The following is a 24,151-nucleotide window of genomic DNA, read 5'->3' as shown; positions in this document are numbered from 1 at the left end:
GCCGGTGTGGTGAGCTTGAAAGCATGACGGACCTTTTCGAGCTGACCGGACACCAGGTGAAGCGCATGGGCTTCGGCGCCATGCAACTGCCTGGACCCGGAGTGATGGGACCACCGCGCGACCCCGACGAGGCACGTGCGGTGCTGCGCACGGCGATCGAGCTCGGCATCAATCACGTTGATACCGCACAGTTCTACGGACCCGACGTTGCCAACGAGCTGATCCGCGAGACGCTGTCCCCGTATCCCGCCGACCTGGTCCTGGTGTCGAAGGTCGGTGCCCGCCGGGACAGCGCCGGCGCCTGGTTGCCGGCCCAGCGACCTGCCCAGCTCACCGAAGACGTGCACGCCAACCTGAACACCCTCGGGGTCCAATCGCTGCCGGTGGTGAACCTTCGGGTGATGCCACGCGAGGAGATCCCCGCGACCGAATACGTGCCGCTGGACGAGCAGCTCGGCGCCATGCAGGAGCTGGTGAAATCCGGTGCGCTGCAAGCATTCGGCGTCAGCAACGTGACCCTGGAACAGGCCGAGATCGCCATCGACGCCGGCGCGGTGTGCGTGCAGAACGCCTACAACCTGCTGCATCGCGACGACGATCCGGTGCTGCAGCTGACCAGCTCCCGCGGGGTCGGCTATGTGCCGTTCTTCCCGCTCGGATCGGCCTTCCCAGGGTTGCCCAAGGTGCCGGAAAACCCGACGGTGCAGGCGATTGCCGAGCGCGTCGGCGTCACCGCGTCGCAGGTCGGGCTGGCCTGGCTGCTGGCCCGCGCCGACAATATCCTGCTGATTCCGGGGACGTCGTCGGTCGCGCACCTCCGCGAGAACACCGCGGCGCAGCAGCTGACCCTGGCCGCTGACGACCTGCAGGAGCTGGACGCGCTGGCCGGTTGACCGGGCCGGGCCGGCCATAGCGCTGGGGACGACGGGCGCCGGCGATCGGTGCGCGGCGCTGCCTGCCTGGGTGCAGGTTCGCTCACGCCGCCGGCTGTTCGGCTAGCTGGCCGCGCCACCAGTCAACGGTGGCCGCGAGCGCCTGCTGCAGCGGGGCGGGCACCAGGCCGAGCCGCCGCTCGCTGCGGGTGGAGTCGAGCACGAACGGGCGGGCGAACTGATACCCGGTCTCGGCGAGCTCCCTGCTGTCGGTGGAGAACACCCCGGCGGCGCGCAGCGCCCACAGCGGAATGGTCGACATCTTCGGCACCGCAACGTTTCCCGCGCGGGCGACCGCCTCGATCAGCTGCCGTTGGGTGAGCGCCGGACCTGTCGGTGCGTGCAGCAGGGTGTTCCAGAGCGCCTGGTCGACGGCCGCGCGAATCATGGCAGCGGCAAGGTCGGGGACATAGGTCCAGGAGTGCGGGGCATCGAGGCTGCCGACCACCCGCATGGTCTTTCCCACCAGCACGGCCGGGATCATCCGTTCTCCGGCGTGCGCGCTGCGTACCAGCGGACCGAAGAAGTCCGACGCTGCGACGCTCACCGTCGGGGTGCTGTGCTGCTCCCGGGCGCGCAGCAGCTCGGCGCGGATGCCCAACTTTCCGGTTGTTGCCGCGAGCGGGGTGTCCTGCGTGATGGGCCCGGTGACGGGGCCGTAGGCATACAGGCTCTCCGGAAACGCCACAACAGCACCGACTTTGCCGGCCGCGTCCATCACCACCTGCTCGGCCCGCGGCAACTCCGCTCGCCAGGTGTCCGCCCGGTACTTCGAGCCGTGGATGCAGTGATAAACGGCAGCGGCGCCCTCGAACATCCCGGCCAGCGCCACGGGATCCGAGACGTCGACCCGTCGGCGCTCGATCAACGGGTGGTCGGGACCGCCGCCGGAACGCGTCAAGACCCGGACCCGCAGGCCCGCGGCGGCAAGTTGGTTGGCGACCGTGCTGCCCACCGGGCCGGCTCCGGTGACGACGTGTAGTGCTGGCGTGTTCATAGCGACTCCTCGGGACGCGAGCATCAACCTGAAAAGAGAGCGGTGCTCTTACAAAAAGTGTGCGGTGCTCTCACTAGCTTGTCAAGAGCGGCGCTCTCTTTTGTTGACGGTGCTCTGAGTGGATTGGCATGCTTGGCATCATGACCGGCACCCCCCGTGAGCGCGCCCGGGCGCAGACGATGGCAGAGATCACCAGAATCGGCTGCCAGCAGCTGATCGAGCACGGTGCGGCGGGACTGTCACTGCGCGCGGTGGCGCGCGAGCTCGGGGTGGTCTCGTCCGCGGTGTACCGCTACGTGGCCTCTCGGGACGACCTGCTCACGCTGCTGCTGGTGGACGCCTACAACGAACTGGGCGATGCGGTGGACAACGCGGTCGCCGAGGTGCAACAGCGCGACGGATTTGATTCCGGCCGGGCACAGTTCCGCGCGCTGGCTCGGGCCGTCCGCGGCTGGGCCGTAGCCGAGCCGGCGCGCTACGCGTTACTGTTCGGCAGCCCGGTGCCGGACTATCACGCCCCGGCGGAGCAGACCGTCGGCCCCGGCACCAGGGTAATCGTCACGCTGATGCACATCATCGAAAGTTCGTATCGCACAGGCGATCTGACCCAACCTGTCAGCATTCCGGCGGCATCGCTGCCGGCCACCCTGCGGCGTGACTTCGACCGGATCCGCGGCCAGTTCGAGTTCGAGGTACCCGATGCGGTGATCGCCCGCGGGCTGCTGGTGTGGTCCGCGCTCTTCGGTGCGGTGTCGTTCGACGTGTTCGACCAGTACGGCACCGATACCTTCACCGACCGCGGGATCCTGTTCGACCATCACATCGACATGCTGGCCGACTCCCTCGGGCTCAGCTGACATGCCCACCGCCACGGCGTCGGGGCCGAGCGCGGCGTGAGCCGAGTACTGCTCTCCGGCATGTCCGGCACCGGCAAGTCCACCCTGCTCGAGGCCGTCGCGCGGCGCGGTTACCGCTGTGTCGATACCGACGACGGCGACTGGTTCGACGAGCAGAGACGTTGGGACACAGCACGTATCACCGAACTGCTGGAATCGTCCGAGACGCTGCTGGTGCAGGGAACAGTGGAGAACCAGGGCCAGTTCTATCACTGGTTCGACCACATCGTTCTGCTCTCAGCGCCACTGGACGTGTTGCTGGCCAGGGTGCGCTCGCGAACCAACAATCCGTACGGACGCACGGCGGCCGAACGCACCGAGATCGCCCACTGCCACCGCACGGTGGAACCGTTGCTACGCAAGGGTTGCACACTGGAGCTGGACGGCCGGCAGTCGGTGCAGCGCCTGGCCGACACGGTGGAATCGCTGCTACGGCAACCGATCTCCGGATAACCGATCAGCCAGCTGGTCCGCGACGAAAGCCATCCCCCGCTCGTTGGGGTGGAACGAGCCGGTGGTGCGCAGCGGATCGGGGATGAAGTCGAACACGAACGGTTCCGCCGAGCCCAGCCCGTGCCCGGACGACGCCGCGCTGATCGGCATCAGGTCCACCGCCTCGTCGTCGGCGGCCCGCCTGAAGCCGGCGGCCAGCTGGGTCTGGCGCTGCCGGAACAACGCGAGTTCCGTTGCGCTGTAGTCGATCTCGGCAGAGCCACGGTCGTCGTCCAGCACGGTGAGATAGTCGACGAGGACGATCCTGGCGCCGGGTGCATGCTCGCGTACCGCCCTGACCACTCTGCCCAGTCCTTCCGCTACCCGGCCGATCGGGTCCTCCAGCGCACCCGGCGGTTCTATTCCCTGCAGCACAAGGCTTTTCGCGTCATGCCGGCGCCAAGCGTGGTACATCATCGCGCCGATGAAGCCGATGTCGTTGCCACCGACGGTGATGGTCACCAGGTCAGCGTCCGGTGGCATCCCGGCCAGCTGCGGCGGGTATTGCTCGCCGGTCATCGTGACCTGCGGCACGTCGATCACGGTCTTTGTGGTCGCGCCCGACACCGTCAGATCCACCAGCTCGCAACCCAGCCGGCCGGCGAGCAATCGCGGATAGTTGCGCATTGACCGCATCGCTGGTCGATCGGCGACCGGCCGCAACAGCGGTCCGGCGGCGAACGAACTGCCCAGCGCAACCATCGATCGGTACACAGCTCCCAGCTTGGCAGCCGGTCCCTGGCGAGGGTGCAGCCGGGTCCGGCTCCGGCGATCGTCATCCGGCGCGGCCCCGCGAGCAACACAAGCCGCAAGACCACCGGGAAGGGGCGGCATCCACATAGAGCTGGTCCAGGCCCAGCGACCCAGGGCGCGGCGGCAGCACAGCAACCGGCCGTCCTCGGCGGCGACCAGGTGCGGCGTCCCGGGAGGCGAGCGGCCGGCATCGCGGGGCGGGCCAACACATGTGGATGGCCGCAGCGCAACGGACGGCAGTGCGCGGTGCCGCCGATAGCGGTCCGCCGGTTCGCTGGCAGCCGAACGCGCGCGGTGGACCTGATGTCGGCTTGAAGGTCTAGCGTCGCCGTTATGAGCATGGATGTCACCGCGTGGAACGCGATGTACAACGCGATGCACGCCACTTCCGACCGGCGGCCGTTCTCCGTCGCGACGCTGCGACGGATCGGCGGGTTCGCGCGGCCGCACCGATCCGCGTTGATCTGGTTCCTGGTGGTCGGCATCGCGACCGCTGGCACCGCAGTGGCGACCCCGCTGCTGGCCGGCCGCGTCGTCGACGCGATCACCCGCGGCGGCCCGGCCAGGGTGATCGTCCTGCTGGCGGTGCTGATCGCGGTGATCGCGGTGGCCGAGTCGGCGCTGGCGCTGCTCGGTCGGTGGCTGTCCGCGCGCATCGGCGAAGGGCTGATCTACGACCTGCGCACCGCGGTGTTTGACCACGTGCAGCGGATGCCGGTGGCGTTCTTCACCCGCACCCGCACCGGCGCGCTGGTCAGCCGCTTGAACAACGATGTGATCGGTGCGCAGCGTGCGTTCAGCGGCACGCTCTCCGGGGTGGTCACCAACCTGGTGACGTTGACCTTGACGTTGGTGGTGATGCTCGGCATCTCGTGGCAGATCACGCTGCTGAGCCTGGCGCTGCTGCCGCTGTTCGTGATCCCGGCGCGGCGGATGGGCGCGAGGCTGGCGGCGCAGTCGCGGGAGGCGGCCAACCACAACGCGGTGATGACAACCCAGATGACGGAGCGGTTCTCCGCCCCCGGCGCCACTCTGGTCAAGTTGTTCGGACAACCGTCGGCCGAGTCGGCGGAGTTCGCCACGCGCGCCTCCCGGGTGCGCGACATCGGGGTACGCACCGCCATGTTGCAGTCGATCTTCACCAACTCGCTGACCCTGGTCTCGGCGCTGGCGCTGGCGCTGGTGTACGGCCTCGGCGGGGTGCTGGCGATCGGCGGCGGGCTGGAGGCCGGGCAGGTGGTTGCGCTCGCGCTGCTGCTGACCCGGCTGTATGCGCCGTTGACGGCCCTTGCTGGGGCGCGCGTCGACGTGATGAGCGCGCTGGTCAGCTTCGAGCGCGTCTTCGAGGTGCTCGACCTGAAACCGCTGATCGCGGATCCGCCGAATCCGAAGCCGCTGCCCGCCGGCGGACTCGCCGTGCAGTTCGACGACGTCCGGTTCAGCTACCCGTCCGCGGACAAGGTGTCACTCGCCTCGCTCGAGGAGGTGGCGACGCTGGACACCCGCGGCGGCGAAGAAGTGTTGCACGGCATCAGCTTTACCGCTCAGCCGGGCAGCATGGTGGCGCTGGTCGGATCGTCCGGCGCGGGCAAGTCCACCATCGCGCAGCTCACCGCCAGGCTGTACGACGTCGACTCCGGAGCGGTGCGGATCGGCGGTGTCGACGTCCGCGACCTCACTGCCGAGTCGATCCGCCGCGCCGTCGGCATGGTCACCCAGGACGGGCACCTGTTCCACGACTCGATCGGTGGCAACCTGCGGCTGGCCGCGCCCGACGCCACCGACGACCAGCTGTGGGCCGCGTTGCGGCGGGCCAGGTTGGAGCAGCTGGTGGCGTCGTTGCCGGACGGTCTCGGCACCGTGGTCGGCGAGCGGGGCTACCGGCTGTCCGGCGGGGAGCGGCAGCGGCTGACCATCGCCAGGTTGCTGCTCGCCCAGTCCAGAGTGGTGATCTTGGACGAGGCGACCGCCTCGCTCGACTCCACCTCAGAGCGGGCCGTGCAAGAAGCCCTCGCCGAGGCCCTGGCCGGACGCACGTCGCTGGTGATCGCGCACCGACTCTCCACCGTGCGCGCCGCCGACCTCATCCTTGTGCTGGAGGAGGGGCGGATCGTCGAGCGCGGCACGCACGCCGAACTGCTCGCCGCGTCCGGCCGGTACAGCGAGCTGTATCGCACCCAGTTCGCCGGTGACGACGCGCTCGCCGAGCGCGCCGGCGACAGCCGCCGGGCGGGCGACGATGAGTGCTGCCTGCAGACGGCCTGATCGCTGGGTCGGCCGGTAGCTGCGTTCGGCTCGGTCCGGTACGTGGGCTGGCCCGCCCTGGTGGGCGCTGCGTTGCGCGGGCTTGTCCGGTCGCGGGCTGCCCGGCGTTGGCGGTGGCTTGTTCGGTCGTGGGCTGCCTCGCCCGGCGGCGACGTGTAGTCCGGGTTTGTCTGGTCGGGGCTGGTGCCGCCTTGTCGGCGCCGCGTGGGCTGGGTTCCGGTCGTGGGCCGCCCGCTCCCGCCCGCCCGGCCCGCTCGTCCAGACCGGTCAGGGTGTGTCGGTGCTCGTGACGCCCGGTCGGTGTCCGTGTTGTGTCGGTGAGGTTGGGTGCCCGGCTGGAGTGCGGATGGAGTGCGGCGGCCTGTCAGGTCAGGGCGCGGCGCAGCGCGATGACGTCGTCGATCTGGCCACGAGCGATCTCGAGGTCGGGCGCCGGGAACATGCTGACGCCGCGAATACCCCGGTCGCGAAGCTGCTCGACGTAGGCCACCGCGTCGTCGAGGGTACCGATGGCGCCGATCTGACCCCACCAGTCGGCGGGCATGCCGGCGAGGGCGTCCTCGCCGCGCTTGCCGAGCTCAACCAGCTCATCGTGAAACGGCAGCGCGGCCAGACCCGGATGGTGCTGGTCGAGCATCTCCGTGAGGAAACCGGCGCTGATGCGATACGCCTCCGTGCGATCGGGGACGATGCACATGGTGGCGAAGCAGCGGTATTGAAAGTCGTCCGGGCTGCGGCGGCACTGGTCTTTCGCCCAATCGACGTAGCTGGGTGGGCAAGGTGCATCGAGCAGCACCCCGTCGGCGAACCGGCCGGCGTGGCGAAGGGAGCGCGGCCCTCGAACACCCGCCACCACCGGCGGAATCGGCTGCGGGGCGTGCTCCAGCCGGACGTCCGTCAGATGAACCTCACGACCGTCGACGGTCACGGTTTCACCGGCGAGCAGCCGGCGGACCGCACCGATCACCTCATCGAGTGTGGTGACCGGCGATGCGGTTTCCGCTCCCATCTGGCGCATCCAGCTCTGCACTCCATGGCCGATCCCACCGATCACCCGGCCGGGTCCGAGGCCGGCCAGAGTGGCGATCTCCATCGCCGTAATCGCAGGGGTGCGGGCAACGGCCGGCAGAATCCCGAGGCCGACGCTCAGTCGGTCGGTGACCGCCAGCGCAGCCGCGGCCAGCGGTGGTGCCGTGGTGTAGAAGCAATCCTCGATCAGCCAGAGCTCGTCCACTCCCCCCGCCTCCAGCCTGTGGGCGAACTCGGTGACCGCCGCGGCGGGAAAGCTGCGGTCGAAACACATGCCGACGGTGAAGTCTGCGCCGGGTGCAACCTGCGGCGCGCGGGCGCCGTCGTTGTCCGTCGATGCAGTGGCGGGAGCGGTGGGAGCGGTGGGCTCGGTTGTCATGTGTCGACCTTAGAAGGTGGCGGCGACGCCTCCGTGCCCAGCGGGATGCTGCCGGCTGGTCACCGCGGCCGGCCCGGACAAGACGGACACCTCGGTGCCCAGCGGGATGTTGCCCTTGTGGGCCTGCTGTCCCTGCGCCCACGGCTTGAGCGCACGCAAGGTGTTGTTTCACGTGAAACAGAGCGTCGGGCGATGGTGGTGTTTCACGTGAAACAAGGCCGGCAGGAGTCTCGAGGTTTCACGTGAAACATGCCGTGGTCGACCGTCGTTCGGGCCCGCAGTCCCGAGCGTGAACCGATCACCCAGGTGTTCGTTGCGGCGAGGTGCTCGACGGTGTTGTCCACTTGTCCACACTGCTTCCGCCGTACGAGAGCGGTTGTCCACCGATCCGGCCGGAGCTGTCCACACCGGGGGCGAATCGGCGTCTTATGGGCCGGATCGGTCCCGTAGTGTCGGTCCGGTCGGCGACCGCCGCCCGGGCCGACGTATCCATCCTTCTTCGGAGGAGTGTTCTTGACCGAGCCGTCCGAGACCGAGACCGCTGTTCGTCCCGACCAGGATCCCGCAGCTGATTCCAGGTCAAAGTCCTCCAACCAAGGCGCCGAAGTCGCCGGCAATTCGGCCGCGGATCGCGAGCTGGCGGGGGAACCAGCAACAGTGGGCCGTACTAACAGCGCCGAGGCGTCCGCGGACGGCAATGCTCTCGGCTCCAGCAGCGAACGGGGCGCTCATCGAGATGCCAGCTCCGGTTCGGAGTCGCCCTCGCACAACGAAGCGGACGCCGCCAATTCGGTGGACGGTCCATCAGTGAACAGTGAGAGTGAAGGCGAGAGCGCCGGTGCTGTAGTGGTCGGCTCAGACGACGTCGCGACGGTCGCCGTACCGGGTGAGCCTCGAATCGGCGAAGACAACCTGATTCAGAGCAACGACCTGATTCAGAGCAACGACGCGGTTTCACGTGAAACATTGACGGGAGCCGACGATGCGGACGGGGAAACTGCGAGCGACGCCTCGGCGCAACAACATGGCGACGCAAGCCTGCTCCCCGGCAGGGCGATGACTGCCGACGCCCGGCAGCCGTCGACCATCGACGACAGGACCGAGGGTGGCGCCGGCGCCACCGACGCGGCCAGTGTCGCGAGCGTCTCGAAGATGGAGCCGCCCGCCGTCGAAGGTCGGGATGCGGATGGTGACGGCTCTTCAGCGGCAGCAGCTGCTTCAACCCAGATGGCAGGCGTCGATGCCCCACAGCCGTCCACCGGCGCGACCTCAAGCTCGCAGACCGAGGATTCCGATTCTCTCGACAGCGGGCGCGGCAACGCAGGTGTTGGCGGCGATGTTTCACGTGAAACAACGCCCAAGACTGATGACGACGGAGCCAGAAACAGTACGGAGCTGGGTGCAGCTGCCGACGGTGCAAGCGACGTGGCCGCGAGCCTGGGAGCGAATCACACTCCCGCCGGGAGCCGTGTTTCACGTGAAACCGCGACCGGTACGACCACGGGTTCCGAGCGGGTGCTGGGTGTCCGGGATTCGGCCTTCGGCAGTGCCGACACCGAGGATGACGAGGACGGCGACCCGTCGGCCCTGCAGGAGGACACGCCAATTGCCCGAGCTGCGCGGCAAGCGCTCGAAGTGCAGCAGGGCGACCTGACCTTGCCTCGGCCGCGCCAGCGACGGGTGTTCACCGTGGCCAACCAGAAGGGTGGCGTAGGGAAAACCACCACCACCGTGAACATCGCGGTCGCGCTGGCTCTGGCCGGGCTGCACGTGTTGGTCGTCGACCTCGACCCGCAAGGAAACGCCAGCACGGCACTCGGTGCCGAGCGCCGACTCGGCACCCCCTCGGTGTACGAGGTGCTGCTCGGCGAGATCGAGGCCGCCGAGGCTATCCAGACGTGCCCGGACGCGCCGCGGTTGGGCGTGCTGCCGGCAACCATCGATCTCGCCGGTGCTGAGATTGAACTCGTCACCATGGAGCAACGCGAGTCCCGGTTGAAGGGCGCCATCGACTCGATCCGTGGCGAGTACGACTATGTCTTCATCGACTGTCCACCATCGTTGGGACTGCTCACCATTAACGCCATGACGGCGACGCAAGAGGTGCTGATCCCCATCCAGTGCGAGTACTACGCGCTGGAGGGACTCGGGCAGCTGCTCAACAACATCTCGCTGATCCAGCAGCACCTGAACACGCAACTGGCCGTCACCACCGTGCTGCTCACCATGTACGACGGGCGCACCAAACTCGCCGATCAGGTAGCGCAGGAGGTGCGCGGACACTTCCAGGAGAAGGTGCTGCGCACGGTAATCCCCCGCTCCGTCAAGGTGTCTGAAGCCCCCGGCTTCGGTCAGTCCGTCATCACGTACGACGCGGGTTCCCGAGGCGCGATGGCGTACCTCGACGCCGCTCGGGAGATCGCCCACCGCGGAACCAACCGCGATGTTTCACGTGAAACCGATGTCGCCGACCCTGCCACAGCTTCCGCGTCAGATGAGCCGGGCGTCGGCCCGACGGAAACCGTCGGTGCCGGTTCGCCCGAGGCTGTCCACGTGGCTCAGCACGAAGCCGCCGCGGAGTCGTCACTGTGACGGGCACTGGCCGGCCCAAATCGGCATCCAGCGCCCGAGCTGTTGCCGGTATCGAACAGTCGGCGCGGCGCCACCGCACGCCATTCATCAGGCCCGAATCGGCTGATCGCCGATCCGTCCGTCAGCACGAGGAGTCGTCATGAGTAAGTCGAGGGGCGGCCTCGGCCGCGGTATCGCCTCGTTGATCCCCACCGGTCCGACCACCAACACGGTGTCGCACGTGCTGCTTGGCGACGGCAAACCCGTCTCCGACCCGCGTCGGGATCGCCCTGTCGATGCACAGGATGGCGACGCGCCGGAGCGCAACTCACCGGAGCCCGCAGCGGCCGAGCGACCTCCGGCGGACCCCGACGCGCCGCATTATCAGGAGCTCTCGCCTGCTGACATCCGGCCCAACCCACGCAACCCGCGCTCCGTCTTCGACGACGAGGCGCTCGCCGAGCTCGAACACTCGTTGCGCGAGTTCGGCATGCTCCAGCCGGTGGTAGTGCGGCGACTGGCCCAGCCGGTCCCCCGCACCGCCGCAGGTCAACCCGACACCGGCGCCGCCCGGACCGAGACGCCGAGCACCGGGACGCCGGGCAGCGAACGCGAGACGCCTGCCGAGGGCGGAGAAAAGGGTGCTGAAAAGAGACCCGAAGAGGGCGCCGCTGAGGAGCAGCTGGTCCACTACGAGCTGGTGATGGGCGAACGCCGCTGGCGTGCCGCCCAGCTGGCCGGCCTCGACACCATCCCCGCGATCGTCCGGCGCACCGAAGACGCCGATCTGCTCCGCGATGCGTTGCTGGAGAACATCCATCGCGCCAATCTCAACCCGCTGGAAGAGGCCGCGGCCTACCAACAACTGTTGGACGAGTTCGACGTGACTCACGACGAGCTGGCTACCCGTATCGGACGCAGTCGACCCGTCATCTCCAACACCATCCGGCTGTTGCGACTGCCGGTGCCGGTGCAGCGTCGGGTGGCGGCGGGGGTGCTCTCCGCCGGGCATGCGAGAGCACTGCTCTCTTTGGAGGACGATGCCGACGCGCAGGAGCAGCTGGCGGCGCGGATCGTGGCGGAAGGACTCTCGGTCCGCGGCACCGAGGAGCAGGTGACGCTGCTGAAGTCTGCGATTCCCAAGAAGAAGCCGGCGCCCCGCAAGAAGATGATCATGCCGGGTCTCGACGATCTTGCCCGCGGACTGTCGGATCGGTTCGACACCCGCGCCAAGGTCGAGCTGGGCCGCCGCAAGGGCAAGATCACGCTGGAGTTCGCCTCGGTCGACGACCTCGAGCGCATCGTGGAGATTCTGGCGCCGGAGCTGACGAACCGCACCCGCCCGGCTGCCGCCGACGACGCCTCGTCCTAGGGACCATGGCGCTCGAAGGGCGGTGCCGCGGCTGCTCCGGCAGGGCCGCGGTGTTCCGGCCTGCCGAAAACACCGTCGGCGAATAACAAACGTGTAATTCCATCGGGCGACCACGCGCACTAGTTCCGTCACTGTGACGATACGGTTGCCCGCTGCTCGAAGTGGTCGGCGTAGGGGCGCGAAAGTGATTGCGACACAACAGTTTTGACCGCCGCCCGGCGCGTCGATTCGGATTCGGGACCCGCGACCGTCGGAACTGCCTTCCGACCGGCGGCGTCACCCGGCACGAGAGCCGTCGCCGCCTTGAGCGTCCGCGGCATCGGCGCTCGCTCGGATCCGGCGGCCCGAACCAGGCGTCCGGTCGCCGCAAGGGGCCTGGTCGTGGCGGGCCTGCGGTGGAAAGGTCGTACCGGTGGGTATGGGCCACAGCGCTGGAGGGACACAGTGCTGGAGGGACACAGCGCCGGCACGGACACAGCGCTGGAAAGGTCACCGCGCTGAAAGGACACAGCGATGACGGACTCGACGACGCCGCGGCTGCGTGTTGAGCCGGCCACCGGCGACCGATGGACCGACCTCGAGGAGCTCTTTCCGGCGTCGGGATTCAACGGGTGTTGGTGCCAGTACTGGTTGTTAGGGGCGCAGTATCACCGGCGTCCTCACGCGGAGAACCGGGATGCGCTGCGCGAGCAGCTGGGGTCCGGGTCCGCAGGATTGTTGGCCTACCTCGACAATCGGCCGGTCGGCTGGGCGCGGCTGTCCCCACGCAGCGAACTGCCGTGGCTGGCGCGCCGTTTCGGAAGGCTAGACGTCTCCGAACCCGATGTGTGGTCGCTGCCGTGTTTCGTGGTGGCGTCGAATGCCCGCCGACAGGGGGTGATGACGGCGCTGATCGGTCACGCGACGGCATGGGCCCGGGCGACCGGTGCGGTGCTCGAGGCCTACCCGATTGACGACGCGGCGCCCGGCGCAACCCGCAACCGGTTCACCGGCGTGTTGAAAGCCTTTGAACGCCAAGGGTTTTCCGTGGTTGATCGGCTGTCCGACGACAGACCTGTTGTCCAATACCGCGGCTGATCCGGGACGATCGCGCCACGACGGGTCTCGGTTGATCGCCTCGCGCGGGCCGTCGCCGTCGCACGCCCACCCCGCCGCGCACAACCACTGCGCCTACCCCGCCGTGCCGACCCCGCCGCGCGCAACCGCCGCGCCCAATCACTGCGGTCGACCACTGCGGTCGACCGCCCCCTCACCGATGGCAGGGACGGCATAGCCCGTCCACTGCGTGACCTGCCGACCGGCCGCCGAGCCGAACTGCCGACGAGCCGTGGAGCCGGCCGACCAACCACAGCGCACTGGCTCAAACCGGACCGGACCAGGGGACTCCGAGACCAGGACACAACGCAGCCGCGACCGCAGCACCAGCGCCGCGCCCGACCGCGCGCCGTCGCCGCGGGCCGCCGGATCCGAGCCCGTGGAACCGGACGGCGCAGTACCGGGCGGGCGTCCGGCGTGGATCAGCGGCGCACCATCCGGATCTCGTCGCAACCGAGGTCGTCGTCACGGAGGCGACCACCGTCGGTGCGAAAACCGTTGCGCCGGTAGAAGGATTGGGCGCGAGCATTCTGCTCGACCACCCACAGGTATGCCGGTCGATCGGGTCCGAGCGCGGCGTCGACCAGCCGCTGCGCCACCCCGCTGCCGTGCTGCGCTGCGAGCACGTTGATCGCCCAGAGCTGGCTGGCGGTGGGAGCGTCGTCGTCGCGGGCGGCTCCGACGCTGATGAACCCGACCAGTGCGCCGGAAGCGGCGTCCTCGGCAACCCTCGTCATCGAGCCGCGGGCGCCGTCGGAGACGATGTATTCCGGTTCGGCCTCGACGCTGCGTTCAGCGGCCCGCTGCCACATGTCCGCGTAACCGGCGGGATCGAGATCGGCCAGCGTCTGTGCGCTCATCATGCCGCCGTACGCCTCCCGCCAGACCCGCACGTGCACCCGGCCGAGCTCATCGGCGTCGGCGACGCGCAGTGGACGAATCAGGAAACCATCAGCGGGGGCACTCATGCCAAGACCGTAACGGCGCACCGCAACGGGTCTCCACCGCATTTGCCAACCCGCACTGGCACCGGGATGCGATCACCCTGTGGCGCAACGGCTCTCCCCATACCAGCATCCGCCACAACAGGACGCCAGTCAGCGCAGCAGCGGACCGCGGGCGGCGGCATCGTCGAGGAGCCGGGAGTACACCGCACCGAGATCGTCCCCGGCCGCCTCCACCGCCATCGGCAGCAGCGAGGTCTCGGTGAGCCCGGGCGAAACGTTCACCTCGAGGAACTGCACGGTTCCGTCCGCATCGATGATCGCGTCAGTGCGGGACACGTCGCGCAGGCCCAGCGTGCGATGCGCCGCCACCGCCAGCTCGCCTGCGGCGGCGGCCACCTCAGGGTCCAACCGGGCCGGCGCATAGTAGGTGGTGACACCTGCGGTGTACCTGGCTTCGTAGTCGAATACGTCTGCGGGGAAAGAGATCTCGACCGCCGGCAGCGCGACCGGGTTGCCGGCCGGGTCGTCGATCACCGACAATGCGATCTCGGTGCCGGTCACGAAGCGCTCCACCAGCAGCACATCACCGTACGCGAACGACGATACCAACGCCGCGGGCAACTCGTCGGGCTCCCGCACCACGTTGGCACCCAGCGCCGATCCGCCCTGGTACGGCTTCAACATCAACGGCAGCCCGAGCGATGCCACCAGCAGATCGATGATGCCGGCCGCACCCAGATCACGGAACGTGCTGTGCGACAACGTCAACCACTCGGGCGTGGTGAAACCTTGGCGACGCAACAGGTTCTTCGCGGTGGCCTTGTCCCAGGCCAGCCGGCAGTCGTGGGAGGCGGTGCCCACGTGCGGCACCCCAGCCATCTCCAGCACCGCCTGCACGGCACCGTTCTCGCCGCGACCGCCGTGCAGCGCGATCACCGCGGCGTCCGGACGGTGCGCCAGCAGCCACGGCACCAACTCGGCGTCCGCGTCGCGTACCGTCACGTCGATACCGTTGCGCCGCAACGCACCCGCTATCCGCGATCCGGAGCGAAGTGACACCTCACGCTCGTGGGTCAGCCCACCGGCGAGTACCACCGCATGTCTGGTTGTCGTTTCCGCCGCAGTCTCGGCCTTGAGCTGGTCGGTGGGGGCTGGAGCAGTCACAGCGGCCTCCTTGCGTGAGGTGATGCAGGGGTGCGGCCGCACCGGCGGCTCACACGTGTTGCGCCGGAAAAAACCGTCACCGCAACAGGTTTCCCGACAGAATCAGGCATCTCAGGTGGTATCCGGAGACGGCGAGTTGGGCCCGCGACCGACGCTGCGCCGAGCAAACCCGGTTCCGAAGGTCCGCATGATCTCCTGCTCCCCCTCCAGCACCGCGCCCAGCCGGCGCACGCCCTCGGTGATCCGTTCCGGCGTCGGATAGCAGAACGACAATCGCATCTGCCGGGTGCCGAAACCGTCGGCGTAGAAGGCTGTTCCGGGAACGTACGCGACCCTGGCGGTCACCGCCCGGGGCAGCATGGCCGCGGTGTCGAACCCCTCAGGAAGCGTCACCCACACGTAGAAGCCGCCGTCCGGGTGGGTCCAGGCGGTGCCCTCGGGCATGTGCGCTTCCAGGGCCGCCAGCATCGCGTCCCGGCGCTCGGCGTACAGCTCGCGGTAGGTCTTGATCTGGCCCTGCCAGTCGAAGTTGGCCAGGTAGCGGGAGATCATCATCTGGTTGAACACCGGCGGGTTCAAGGTCGCAGACTCGTTGGCGAGCACCAGCTTTTCCCGCACCGCGTGCGGGGCAAGCACCCAGCCGACCCGTAGCCCAGGGGCGAACGTCTTCGAAAACGACCCGAGGTAGATCACGTTGTCGGCGTCCATCGAGCGGATCGCCGGGTACACCGTTCCGGAAAAGCCCAGCAGCCCATAGGGATTGTCTTCCAGCACGGTGATGCCGGCCTCGGCGCAGATCGCCGCGATCTCGCCGCGGCGATGTACCGCCAGCGTCGTTCCCGCCGGGTTGTGAAAGTTAGGGATGGTATACAGCAGTTTGATCTTTCGGCCGGACTCGCGCACCGAGGCGATCGCGGAGCGCAGCGCGGCGGGGATCAGCCCGTCGTCGTCGGAATCGACGTGCACCACCTGCGCCTGGTAGGCCGCGAACGTGCCCAGCGCCCCGACGTAACTGGGCGCCTCGGCCAGAATCACGTCGCCGGGATCGCAGAAGATCCTGGTCACCAGGTCCAGCGCCATCTGGGAACCGACCGTCACCACCACATCGTCGGGGTGCGCGTTGATCCCCTCGAGGCTCATCACCTGACAGATCTGCTCGCGCAGTTCGGGCAGGCCCTGCCCGGAGCCGTACTGCAGCGCGACCCGGCCGTCCTTGGCGATCAACTCAGCCGATTCCGCGGCCAGCTGGTCGAGCGGCAGCGACGCCAGGTACGGCATGCCCCCGGCCAACGACACCACCTCCGGCCGATTCGCCACCGCGAACAGGGCCCTGATGGCGGAAGCTCGCATGCCCTCGGTACGGGCGGCGTACCTGGCAAGATGCGGGTCGAGCGAGTTTCCGGTCATGTGGGAGTCACTTCTCTGCTGCGGGGCCGGCTGCTTGGATGGACGGCTGGAAGTGTCTGAGTCTACGGGCCGCGGGCCCGCCGCCCGGGCGGACGCTCCCTGGCACCCACGGAAGGACGCGGATGACGCTGGCGCTGGTCCCGCTGTCGATGTCGACCATCGGCGACCTGCCGGAGCCGTGTCGGCACTGCGCCTTCTGGGAGATCGGCCCGGACGGCGCCGCGCTGCTCGCCGACCGCAGCGCCGCCGCGTTCGAGAAAGAGGTGTGGCTGTCCGGCGTGAGCCTGACCTGGGGCAGCGCCGGGCTGCTGGTCACCGTTGACGAGCGCACCGCCGGTTACGCGATCTTCGCGCCGCCGACGACGGTGCCGGGCGCCGCGGTGATGCCCAGCGGACCGGTCTCGCCGGACGCGGTGTTGCTCACCGCGGCCCGGATCGACGCCGACTTCGCCGGCCATGGCGTCGGGCGGTTCCTGCTGGACGGGGTGGTCGCCGCGCTGGCCGGCCGCGGGGTGCGCGCGGTCGAAGCGTTCGGGGATGAGGGCGCTCCCCAGGCGGAGGCCGGTCCGGACACCGGCCCCGACCTGACTGATCCGGGGCTGCGGCTGGTCGCCGCCGAGGAGCACTGGGCGGGCACCAGCGGTCCGGTGCCGTGCGTGCTGCCGGCGGGATTCCTGCGGGCCGTCGGCTTCACCGAGGTGCAGCCGCACCATCGGCTGCCGCGGCTGCGTTACGAACTGTCCGCCGGCGAGCATCGGTGGCAGGCCGAGGTGGAGGCCGCGCTCGACCGGCTGTTCACCGCGGCGCCGGCGCGCAGCGCGGTGGTGGTGCAGCCCGCGCTGGCCGGGGTGTGTAGCCGCGGCGATGTCGTCGATCGGGGTCTGGTTTCGGTTTCGACCCCGGATTCGGGCACGACAGGCTGACGCGACCCGGATTCGCGACATTCAGTCGGAGTAACGCGCCAGCAGCGCGGTGGTGGTGTAGCCCGCGCTTGCCGGGGTGTGCAGGCGCGGCGATGTCGTCAATCGGGGTCTGGTTGCGGTTTCGACCCCGGATTCGGGCACGACGAGCTGACGCGACCCGGATTCGCGACATTCAGCCGGAGTAACGCGCCAGCAGCTCGGCCCCGATCCGCGCCAGTTCGGCGCGGACCGCGGCCGGCGCCGTCACCTCGATGGTGCTGCCGAAGCCGGCGAGCTGTTCGGCCAGGCCGGTGACGGTGTGCGCCGTCACCACTGCGTGCAGCGCGGCGCTCGGGGGCTGCCGCGGCTGATCGGCGGGCTCCAGGGTGAAGTGCCGCCCGAACAGCTTGCGCAACACCGGAACCAACGCCGCCGGCACCGTGACAGTGGCCGCGACCGTCCCGCGGATCGCTTCCACCTGCGCCACCGCGGTGCTCCAGGCGGCCCGCACCTCGGCCGGCTCTGGCGCGGTGAAGTGCTCGCCGGTGCGCGTGGCGGAGCGGATGCGGTCGATCCGGTAGGTGCGCGTCTCGGCGGGGTTGCGGTCACCGGGGCCCGGCTCGCGTCGCTCGCCCCGTTCGGCGAGCAGGTACCAGCTGTCGCCCTTGCTGACCACGGCCAAGGGCCGCACCACCGCAACGTCGTCGCCCGAGGAAACCTCGGCGGACCCCTGCCGCGGCCGATACCGCAGCCGCAGCTCGGCTCGATCGATCACTGATTGTTCAAGTGTCGCAACGATTTCCGGGCGACCGGCGCGCTGCTCGCCCCACCCGGCCGGATCGACGAGCACGGCCAGACCGGCGGCGGCCGCACCCGCGCGGAACGACGCAGGCAGCGCCTGGTGCAGCTTGGCGAGTGCTGCGGTGGCGTCGGGTCGGCCGGCCGCCGCGGGTCCGAGCAGCAGGAACAGCTGGCGGGCCTGCGATTCGGTGAGGCCGGTGAGATCCGTGCGGGCGCCCCCGACCAGCTGCCAACCACCACCCCGGCCGGGCTGCGGGTAGACCGGCACTCCGGCTGCCGACAAGGCCGCAAGGTCTCGCCGGGCGGTCGCCACAGAGACCTCCAGCTCGCGGGCCAACTCGGCGGCGGTCACCCGGGTGCGCGCCTGCAGCAGCAGGACGGTGGCGATCAGTCGATCCGCGCGCATCCCAACACTCTTTCAAGGAAAGTAGTCATTGGGTGAGCACTTTTCACAGGTGCACTGGTGGCACGCCGGTCAACGGCGCCGACCCGAGCAACCGGCACGGGCCCGAAGAACCGGCAGCGCAGAACTGGCAAGCCCGGAGAAACCACCAAGGAGAAAGTGACCATGCTCAACGGCATCAGCACCCTCACCTACCTCGCCGACGATGTCGCCGCAGCGGCCGACTGGTACGCCGAGTTGCTCGGCCAGCAGCCCTATTTCCGGTAGCCGGCCGAGGGAGTTCCCGGCTACGTCGAGTTTCGGGTCGGGCCGGATCAGGTGGAGCTCGGCATCATGCAGCGCGGCTATGCGCGCGCCGCAGACGGCACCGCGGCCAGCACCGAACCGGGCGGGGTGATTGCCCTACTGGGCGGTGGACGACCTGGAGCGAGTCTGGAATCAGTTGCTGCGCAGTGGTTGTCGCGCGTACCAGCCGATCACTGACCGTGGCGAGGGGTTCGCCACCGCGGCAGTGCTCGATCCGTTCGGCAACCTGCTCGGCATCATGCGCAATCAACACTGGGAGCAGCTGCACAGCAAGAGATCGTGAAGCGTGCGCCGGTCCCGGCGTGGCTCACAATCTCCGCGAGGAGAACGGCTGGCCATGTGCGATACCGGTGGCTCAGCTGCTGATCGCCTGCTCCAAACGCGCGTCAACGGTTTCCAGCGCGCGGTGCATGGCGCCAAGGCAAACGGCCCGCTCACCCAACTCGGAGCCGACGATCTCCGGATCGGTGAGCACCCGCTCCCTGAGCTGTTCGCGGACTCGGCGCAGCACCGGCGGCCCGGCTTGAGCGACCCGGCCGCCCAGCACCAGCATGCCGGGATCGGCCACCAGCACCAGCGCGGCGACCCCGTCGCAGAAGTCGGCAATGAGCTTGCGGCACAGGGATTCTGCCTGTACGACCACCGGTTCCGGGGCCGAGAGTTTCGCCGCGCCGGCCGGCTCGGCGCAGCCGAACAGGGTGGCGAGCCGGTCGTCCTCGGGCACCGACCGCAACACCGCGGCCAGCTCGGCCGGCGCCGAGTCCAGCGTGCGCAGCAGCCCCGGCAGCCCGACCCTGTCCTCGAACGCACCGAGCGTGCTGGACGTCGCCCCGGGTGCGGCCTGCAGAAAACCGACCTCACCGGCGGCGAAGTGGCTGCCGCGATACTGCTGCCCGTCGAAGACCAGACCGGACCCGACCCGCTCGTCCCAGTACACAAAGGCGAAGTTGCGGTGGTCGCGCCCGGCGCCGGAGAGCCGCTCGGCGAGCGTGGCCAGGTTGACGTCGTTGTCGATCAGCACCGGGCAGCCGAGCCGCTCGCCCAACACCCGGCTGACCGGCAGACCGGCCCAGCCGGGAATGCTCGGTGCCAACCGGACCGCCCCGGCGTCCGGGTCAACCACGCCGGGGCTGCCAACACCGACCGCCCACAGATCGCCCGGCTGCCTCCCCAGATCGCGCACCGCGCGCCGGGTGGCATCGGCGGCCGCGGTGAGCACCGTGGGCGCCGCCGGGGTGGTAGCCACCCGATGTTCGGTCAGCACCTGGCCGGCCAGGTCGGCGATCAGCACCTGCACCTGTTGCGGCCCCACCTCCAGTCCGGCGACCAGACCGCGGTCGGCGGCGAAGCGAAATCGGCGGGCCGGCCGGCCGGCGCCGAGCGGCCGGGCCGACGCCAGCTCGGTGATCAGCCCACGCTCGTCAAGATCGACCAACGCTCGTCCCACCGCCGGACGGGAAAGTCCGGTCGCCGCAACGAGTTCGCTGGCAGTGACGGCCGCTCCGTCGGCGGCGTGATCGCGAAGTCGGCGCAGCACCGCCGAGCGACTCAGCCGCCGCAGCAGATGCGGCCCATTGCCGGTGCCGTCGCGTCGTTCCACCATGGTGCCGTCGGGTGTCCTCTCCGCGTGGTAGCGCTGCCACGGCGGGGCCGGCCCGATCGGAGCAGCGGAAGCCGCCTCGTCACAGCAGGTAGCGCCCCGGTCGTTCGGAGCTCAACCGTTCTCGATCAGGCGAATGATCGGACCAATCTGGCCACCACCCTTGACAGCCAAGCAGACTACCGGGATTAATAACGATCTATTCGTTACTAATTGCTTTCCCGCGGCCGGGCGGCCGCACCGGGCCCGATCACCCACCAGGCCCGATCAAGCACCAGACCGGATCATCACCAACCCGCGTCACGCAGCCGGAACCGGATTACGCCGCATCGCCGAAGTGGACGACAGTGAGGTCAGCCATGAACCCGCAGCCGAAACAACCCATCGTCGTGGCGCCCGGACCGCGCCCGCAGCCACGGCGGCACGGGCAGCCGGGCATCCGCCGGCACTCCGCTGGGCGCGGCGGTCGCCGATTCCACCGCATGGTCGCTGGTGTGGCTGCCGCTCTCGGATTGAGTCTGGTGGTGGGCACCGTGCTGGCGCCGGCCGGCACCGCGCAGGCGGCGCCGGCCGCCGCGAAGGGCGCGCCCAGCGCGACAGCAGCGGCCGGCTGGAGCACCGCGCCGGCGATGGCCGCCACCAAGCGGCTGCTCGGAGACGTGGCCGCGGCCCGGTTCGTCTTCGTTGCCGAGCAGCCGGCGCAGCCAGGGGTGGATAGCTACCGGGTGGCGGCGCAGCGCGGACGCATCCTGATCGGGGGCAACTCCCCCGCGGTGCTGGTGCGCGGGCTGAACGCCTATCTCACCGAGGTGGCCAAGGTGGAGATCTCGTGGAACGGCGACTCGCTCGGTGCGAATCCGCGACTCCCGTTGCCCACCAAGGAGATCACCGGAAAGGCGAACGCCAAGAATCGTTACATCTTCAACGACACCGACGACGGCTACACCGGTGCCTACCGGGGCTGGGACGAGTGGCAGCGGACCATCGACGTGCTGGCGCTGCACGGCGTCAACGAGGTGTTCGTCCCGGTCGGCACCGAGGCGGTGTACCTCGACACCTTCACTAAGTTCGGGTACTCGAAGGCGGAGATGCTGTCCTGGATTCCGCAGGCGGCGCACCAGCCGTGGTGGTTGCTGCAGAACATCTCGAGCTTTCCGTCGCCGATCAGCGAGACGGTGCTGAATCAGCGGGCCGCGCTCGGCAAGCAGATCGTCGGCCGGCTCGACGAACTCGGCATGAAAGCCGTTCTGCCAGGCTATTTCGGCACCGTCCCTGACAACTTCGCCGCGCGTAACCCCGGTGCCAAGACGGTCCCGCAGGGGCTGTGGTGCGCCGTGCAGCGCCCGGACTGGCTGGACCCCACCAACGCGGTACTCGCCGCGGTGGCCAAAGAGTTCTACGCGGCCTCCAAGGCCCGGCTCGGTACCGCTGGGCTCTACAAGATGGATCTCCTGCACGAAGGCGGGCGTGCCGGCGATGTGAACGTCGCAGCCGCCAGCAAGGCGGTGCAGGCCAGCCTTGAGACGGCCCGACCCGGCGCTCTCTGGGCCATCCTCGGCTGGCAGAACAATCCCCTCGCTACCACGCTGAACGCGGTCGACAAGTCGAAAATGCTGATCGTGGACGGGATTTCGGACCGCTACAACAACCTGAACCGCGAAACCCAGTGGCAAGGAACGCCTTACGCGTTCGGCTCGATCTGGAACTTTGGTGGGCACACCACGATGGGCGCCAACATCGGGGTTTGGAACCAACGCTACTGGGCATGGAAGAGCAAGGCCGGCAGCGCTCTTGACGGTATCGCCGTGATGCCGGAGGGCAGTGACAACAACCCGGTGGCCTTCGAGTTCCTGACCGATCTGGCCTGGGCCGAAGGGCCAGCCGACCTGACCGACTGGTACACGCAGTACGCGCAGCGCCGTTACGGCGGCACCGACGCCAACGCCGCTGCCGCGTGGAACATTCTGGCCAGTACCGCCTACAACACCCCGTCGGGCACCTGGTCGGAGGCGCAGGACAGCTTGTTCACCGCCCAGCCCAGCCTCACCGTCACCCACGCCGCCACCTGGTCACCAGGGCAGATGCGCTACGACGCAGCGGCTTTCGCCGCCGCCCTGCCCAAGCTGCTGGCGGTCGACCCGAAGCTGCGGAACTCCAGCGCCTACCGCTACGACCTGATGGACGTCAGCCGGCAGGTGCTGGCCAACACCAGTCGCGAGATGCTCCCGCAGATCAAAAAGGCTTACGACGCCAAGGATCTCACCGAGTTCCGCCTGCTCACCGAGCGCTGGATCGGCGCCATGAGGCTGCTCGACACGGTGACCGGCAGCAACGCCCAGACCATGCTCGGCCCGTGGTTGGCGCAGACCGATCAGTGGGGCGCCAGCGAGGCCGAGCGGCGCGAGCTGCGCACCGACAGCAAGCTGCTGTTGACGGTGTGGCTCAACCGCACCGGCTCGGTGGACGGGCAACTCAAGGACTACGCCAACCGCGAGTGGTCGGGCCTGATCAGCGGCTACTACCTGCCGCGCTGGCAGGCCTACTTCGACAGCCTGGACGCCGCGCTGGTCTCCGGCAGCAGCCCGAAGCCGATCGACTGGTTCGCGATGGGCGACGCCTGGGCCAAGGGGCAGCAGCACCGACACACTGCCCACCACCCCGTCCGGCGACATCAGCAAGCTCGGTGCTCAGGTGGTGGCGTTCGTCTCCGCCGACGCCCAGCCCGCCGTGGTCGCCCTGCAGGCAGACCACAGCTACCTCAACGCCTCCGACCCGACCACGGTGACCGTGTCGGTGCGCAATCCCAACCCGCTCACCGATCTCACCCAGCTCACCCTCGAACCGCAGCTGCCCGCCGGCGTCACCGCCGAGCTGCTCACCCCGGCACCCGGCGTCGTGTCCGCCGGCGCCACCGTGACGGCCAGCTACCGGTTGACTACCGACCCGCAGGCGAACCTGCCGGCCAAGGCCACCGTCACGGTGCGGGCCACCGCGGTGCCGGCGGGCAGCAACCAGTCGGTGCGCAGCAGCGGCTCGATCGAGTTGTTGGGCGGCGGTCCGGGCGCCGGCACCCACTACCTGTCCGACCTGCCGTTCCTGTCGTCCACCGGCGGTCTCGGGCCGTGGGAGCGCGACATGAACAACGGCGAGGGCGCGGCCGGCGACGGCGGGCCGCTGGTGCTCGCCGGCGTCACCTACGCGAAGGGCTTGGGTACCAACTCGGTCGCGAAGGCCGAGTTCTACCTGGCCGGGCAGTGCAACCGGTTCACCGCGGTGGTCGGCATCGACGACAGCATGAACAAGCCGGGTGCCGACGGTGACGTCGAGTTCGTCGTCGCCGCCGACGGCACCGAGAAGTACCGCAGCGGCACCGTGCGGGCCGGCGAGCAGCCGCGGCAGCTCGACCTGGACGTCACCGGGGTCAACGTGCTGCGCCTGGACGTCGGCAAGGTGGACGCCGACAACTGGTGGGACCGGGCCGACTGGGCCGACGCCAAGGTGAGCTGCAGCTGACCCGGTCGGCGGCAACCAGTCCCGGCGGTTTCCGCCCCGCTTGCCGAGGCGGGCGCCGGTGGATGGCCGTGTGAGTCACCCGATGACTCGCCGCCGCGGCGTCGGTATCGGCCCTGGCCACGACGCCCGCACGCTTTCGCAAACACCTGTCCGGTCAAGACAGCGCCTCTGCGTGGGGCGCCTGACGGCGGCGTCGGTTGCCGCTGCGACAGCACCGCCAGTGCACTCCGCACGAAAAGCGCTCGGTTGACCGATCAAGTATTGCCAAACTCGAACACAATGCGACATGCTTGGCGGGTTCGCTGACATCGATGTCACCGCGTTGTC

Annotated in this window: 19 protein-coding genes and 1 pseudogene; 11 read left to right on the top strand and 9 right to left on the bottom strand. The window is 69.2% G+C overall.

Annotated elements, in window-relative coordinates; translation table 11 throughout:
* Window positions 1-23: 23 nt before the first annotated feature.
* Entirely contained in the window at window positions 24-893 is an 870-nt protein-coding gene (locus tag HKD39_RS14405; RefSeq protein ID WP_171200560.1) for an oxidoreductase, read from the top strand.
* 82 nt (window positions 894-975) lie between these two features.
* On the opposite strand, the gene HKD39_RS14400 is transcribed toward HKD39_RS14405, so the two are convergent.
* The gene (locus tag HKD39_RS14400; RefSeq protein ID WP_171200559.1) at window positions 976-1,929 is read right to left on the bottom strand and encodes an NAD-dependent epimerase/dehydratase family protein; all 954 of its coding nucleotides are present in this window, start codon (window positions 1,927-1,929) and stop codon (window positions 976-978) included.
* 140 nt (window positions 1,930-2,069) lie between these two features.
* Here HKD39_RS14400 and HKD39_RS14395 point away from each other — a divergent pair, with 140 nt between their 5' ends.
* The gene (locus HKD39_RS14395) at window positions 2,070-2,786 is read left to right on the top strand and encodes a TetR/AcrR family transcriptional regulator (RefSeq protein WP_171200558.1); all 717 of its coding nucleotides are present in this window, start codon (window positions 2,070-2,072) and stop codon (window positions 2,784-2,786) included.
* Window positions 2,787-2,822: 36 nt separating this feature from the next.
* On the top strand, window positions 2,823-3,278 hold the full coding sequence (locus tag HKD39_RS14390; RefSeq protein WP_171200557.1) for an AAA family ATPase: 456 nt from the start codon (window positions 2,823-2,825) through the stop codon (window positions 3,276-3,278).
* Here HKD39_RS14390 and HKD39_RS14385 read toward each other — a convergent pair.
* Window positions 3,255-4,031 carry an SGNH/GDSL hydrolase family protein gene (locus HKD39_RS14385; RefSeq protein WP_343074722.1) on the bottom strand — a complete coding sequence of 259 codons (777 nt, stop codon included), beginning with the start codon at window positions 4,029-4,031 and terminating at the stop codon, window positions 3,255-3,257. The genes HKD39_RS14390 and HKD39_RS14385 overlap by 24 nt on opposite strands.
* 372 nt (window positions 4,032-4,403) lie before the next feature.
* Here HKD39_RS14385 and HKD39_RS14380 point away from each other — a divergent pair, with 372 nt between their 5' ends.
* A complete protein-coding gene (locus HKD39_RS14380; RefSeq protein WP_171200556.1) occupies window positions 4,404-6,335 on the top strand; it encodes an ABC transporter ATP-binding protein in 1,932 nt (643 codons plus the stop codon).
* Window positions 6,336-6,699: 364 nt separating this feature from the next.
* Here the strand turns inward: HKD39_RS14380 and HKD39_RS14375 are convergent, their stop codons facing one another.
* Together HKD39_RS14375 and HKD39_RS14370 are read right to left on the bottom strand one after the other, a co-directional pair.
* Entirely contained in the window at window positions 6,700-7,743 is a 1,044-nt protein-coding gene (locus HKD39_RS14375) for an LLM class flavin-dependent oxidoreductase (RefSeq protein WP_212754578.1), read from the bottom strand.
* Window positions 7,744-7,752: 9 nt separating this feature from the next.
* Window positions 7,753-7,902: a hypothetical protein gene (locus HKD39_RS14370; protein ID WP_171200555.1), complete on the bottom strand. Its 150-nt coding sequence runs from the start codon at window positions 7,900-7,902 to the stop codon at window positions 7,753-7,755.
* Between the two features lie 1,428 nt (window positions 7,903-9,330).
* Between HKD39_RS14370 and HKD39_RS19730 the strand changes: the two genes are divergently transcribed.
* The 3 genes from HKD39_RS19730 (at window position 9,331) to HKD39_RS14355 (ending at window position 12,763) form a co-directional block, all read left to right on the top strand.
* On the top strand, window positions 9,331-10,335 hold the full coding sequence (locus HKD39_RS19730) for a ParA family protein (RefSeq protein ID WP_343074730.1): 1,005 nt from the start codon (window positions 9,331-9,333) through the stop codon (window positions 10,333-10,335).
* A 139-nt stretch (window positions 10,336-10,474) separates the two neighbouring features.
* A complete protein-coding gene (locus tag HKD39_RS14360) occupies window positions 10,475-11,686 on the top strand; it encodes a ParB/RepB/Spo0J family partition protein (RefSeq protein ID WP_171200554.1) in 1,212 nt (403 codons plus the stop codon).
* A gap of 513 nt (window positions 11,687-12,199) precedes the next feature.
* Window positions 12,200-12,763 (top strand): GNAT family N-acetyltransferase, encoded by a 564-nt coding sequence (locus tag HKD39_RS14355; protein WP_171200553.1) that lies wholly within the window; start codon window positions 12,200-12,202, stop codon window positions 12,761-12,763.
* 440 nt (window positions 12,764-13,203) lie between these two features.
* Here HKD39_RS14355 and HKD39_RS14350 read toward each other — a convergent pair whose 3' ends face one another.
* The 3 genes from HKD39_RS14350 to HKD39_RS14340 form a co-directional block, all read right to left on the bottom strand.
* Window positions 13,204-13,749: a GNAT family N-acetyltransferase gene (locus HKD39_RS14350; protein WP_171200552.1), complete on the bottom strand. Its 546-nt coding sequence runs from the start codon at window positions 13,747-13,749 to the stop codon at window positions 13,204-13,206.
* A gap of 129 nt (window positions 13,750-13,878) precedes the next feature.
* On the bottom strand, window positions 13,879-14,892 hold the full coding sequence (locus HKD39_RS14345; protein ID WP_343074721.1) for a D-alanine--D-alanine ligase family protein: 1,014 nt from the start codon (window positions 14,890-14,892) through the stop codon (window positions 13,879-13,881).
* A 111-nt stretch (window positions 14,893-15,003) separates the two neighbouring features.
* Window positions 15,004-16,299 (bottom strand): aminotransferase-like domain-containing protein, encoded by a 1,296-nt coding sequence (locus HKD39_RS14340; RefSeq protein ID WP_171200551.1) that lies wholly within the window; start codon window positions 16,297-16,299, stop codon window positions 15,004-15,006.
* Between the two features lie 122 nt (window positions 16,300-16,421).
* Here HKD39_RS14340 and HKD39_RS14335 point away from each other — a divergent pair, with 122 nt between their 5' ends.
* Entirely contained in the window at window positions 16,422-17,222 is an 801-nt protein-coding gene (locus HKD39_RS14335) for a GNAT family N-acetyltransferase (protein WP_212754577.1), read from the top strand.
* Window positions 17,223-17,394: 172 nt separating this feature from the next.
* Here the strand turns inward: HKD39_RS14335 and HKD39_RS14330 are convergent, their stop codons facing one another.
* Window positions 17,395-18,408: a helix-turn-helix transcriptional regulator gene (locus HKD39_RS14330; RefSeq protein ID WP_171200550.1), complete on the bottom strand. Its 1,014-nt coding sequence runs from the start codon at window positions 18,406-18,408 to the stop codon at window positions 17,395-17,397.
* Window positions 18,409-18,817: 409 nt separating this feature from the next.
* Between HKD39_RS14330 and HKD39_RS18915 the strand changes: the two genes are divergently transcribed.
* On the top strand, window positions 18,818-18,994 hold the full coding sequence (locus HKD39_RS18915) for a VOC family protein (RefSeq protein WP_212754576.1): 177 nt from the start codon (window positions 18,818-18,820) through the stop codon (window positions 18,992-18,994).
* Window positions 18,995-19,066: 72 nt separating this feature from the next.
* Here HKD39_RS18915 and HKD39_RS14320 read toward each other — a convergent pair whose 3' ends face one another.
* Window positions 19,067-20,314, bottom strand: coding sequence for an ROK family transcriptional regulator (locus HKD39_RS14320; protein ID WP_171200549.1), 1,248 nt, complete (start codon window positions 20,312-20,314; stop codon window positions 19,067-19,069).
* A 356-nt stretch (window positions 20,315-20,670) separates the two neighbouring features.
* On the opposite strand from HKD39_RS14320, the pseudogene HKD39_RS14315 reads away from it, so the two are divergent.
* Both HKD39_RS14315 and HKD39_RS20610 read left to right on the top strand, forming a co-directional pair.
* Window positions 20,671-22,902: pseudogene (locus tag HKD39_RS14315) on the top strand (alpha-N-acetylglucosaminidase); the annotation flags it as partial.
* Between the two features lie 100 nt (window positions 22,903-23,002).
* Window positions 23,003-23,824: an NPCBM/NEW2 domain-containing protein gene (locus HKD39_RS20610; protein ID WP_343074729.1), complete on the top strand. Its 822-nt coding sequence runs from the start codon at window positions 23,003-23,005 to the stop codon at window positions 23,822-23,824.
* The last annotated feature ends 327 nt before the right edge of the window (window positions 23,825-24,151 follow it).

Source organism: Nakamurella aerolata, from assembly GCF_013002705.1.
Taxonomy (GTDB): Bacteria; Actinomycetota; Actinomycetes; order Mycobacteriales; family Nakamurellaceae; genus Nakamurella; species Nakamurella aerolata.
This window is presented reverse-complemented; position numbering and strand designations above follow the sequence as displayed.

Coding starts and splice junctions, on each gene's coding strand:
- HKD39_RS14400 (WP_171200559.1), bottom strand. CDS start 1,929: ATGAACACGCCAGCACTACACGTCGTCACCGGAGCCGGCCCGGTGGGC.
- HKD39_RS14320 (WP_171200549.1), bottom strand. CDS start 20,314: ATGGTGGAACGACGCGACGGCACCGGCAATGGGCCGCATCTGCTGCGG.
- HKD39_RS14405 (WP_171200560.1), top strand. CDS start 24: ATGACGGACCTTTTCGAGCTGACCGGACACCAGGTGAAGCGCATGGGC.
- HKD39_RS14335 (WP_212754577.1), top strand. CDS start 16,422: ATGACGCTGGCGCTGGTCCCGCTGTCGATGTCGACCATCGGCGACCTG.
- HKD39_RS14375 (WP_212754578.1), bottom strand. CDS start 7,743: ATGACAACCGAGCCCACCGCTCCCACCGCTCCCGCCACTGCATCGACG.
- HKD39_RS14380 (WP_171200556.1), top strand. CDS start 4,404: ATGAGCATGGATGTCACCGCGTGGAACGCGATGTACAACGCGATGCAC.
- HKD39_RS14355 (WP_171200553.1), top strand. CDS start 12,200: ATGACGGACTCGACGACGCCGCGGCTGCGTGTTGAGCCGGCCACCGGC.
- HKD39_RS14360 (WP_171200554.1), top strand. CDS start 10,475: ATGAGTAAGTCGAGGGGCGGCCTCGGCCGCGGTATCGCCTCGTTGATC.
- HKD39_RS14330 (WP_171200550.1), bottom strand. CDS start 18,408: ATGCGCGCGGATCGACTGATCGCCACCGTCCTGCTGCTGCAGGCGCGC.
- HKD39_RS14340 (WP_171200551.1), bottom strand. CDS start 16,299: ATGACCGGAAACTCGCTCGACCCGCATCTTGCCAGGTACGCCGCCCGT.
- HKD39_RS14395 (WP_171200558.1), top strand. CDS start 2,070: ATGACCGGCACCCCCCGTGAGCGCGCCCGGGCGCAGACGATGGCAGAG.
- HKD39_RS14350 (WP_171200552.1), bottom strand. CDS start 13,749: ATGAGTGCCCCCGCTGATGGTTTCCTGATTCGTCCACTGCGCGTCGCC.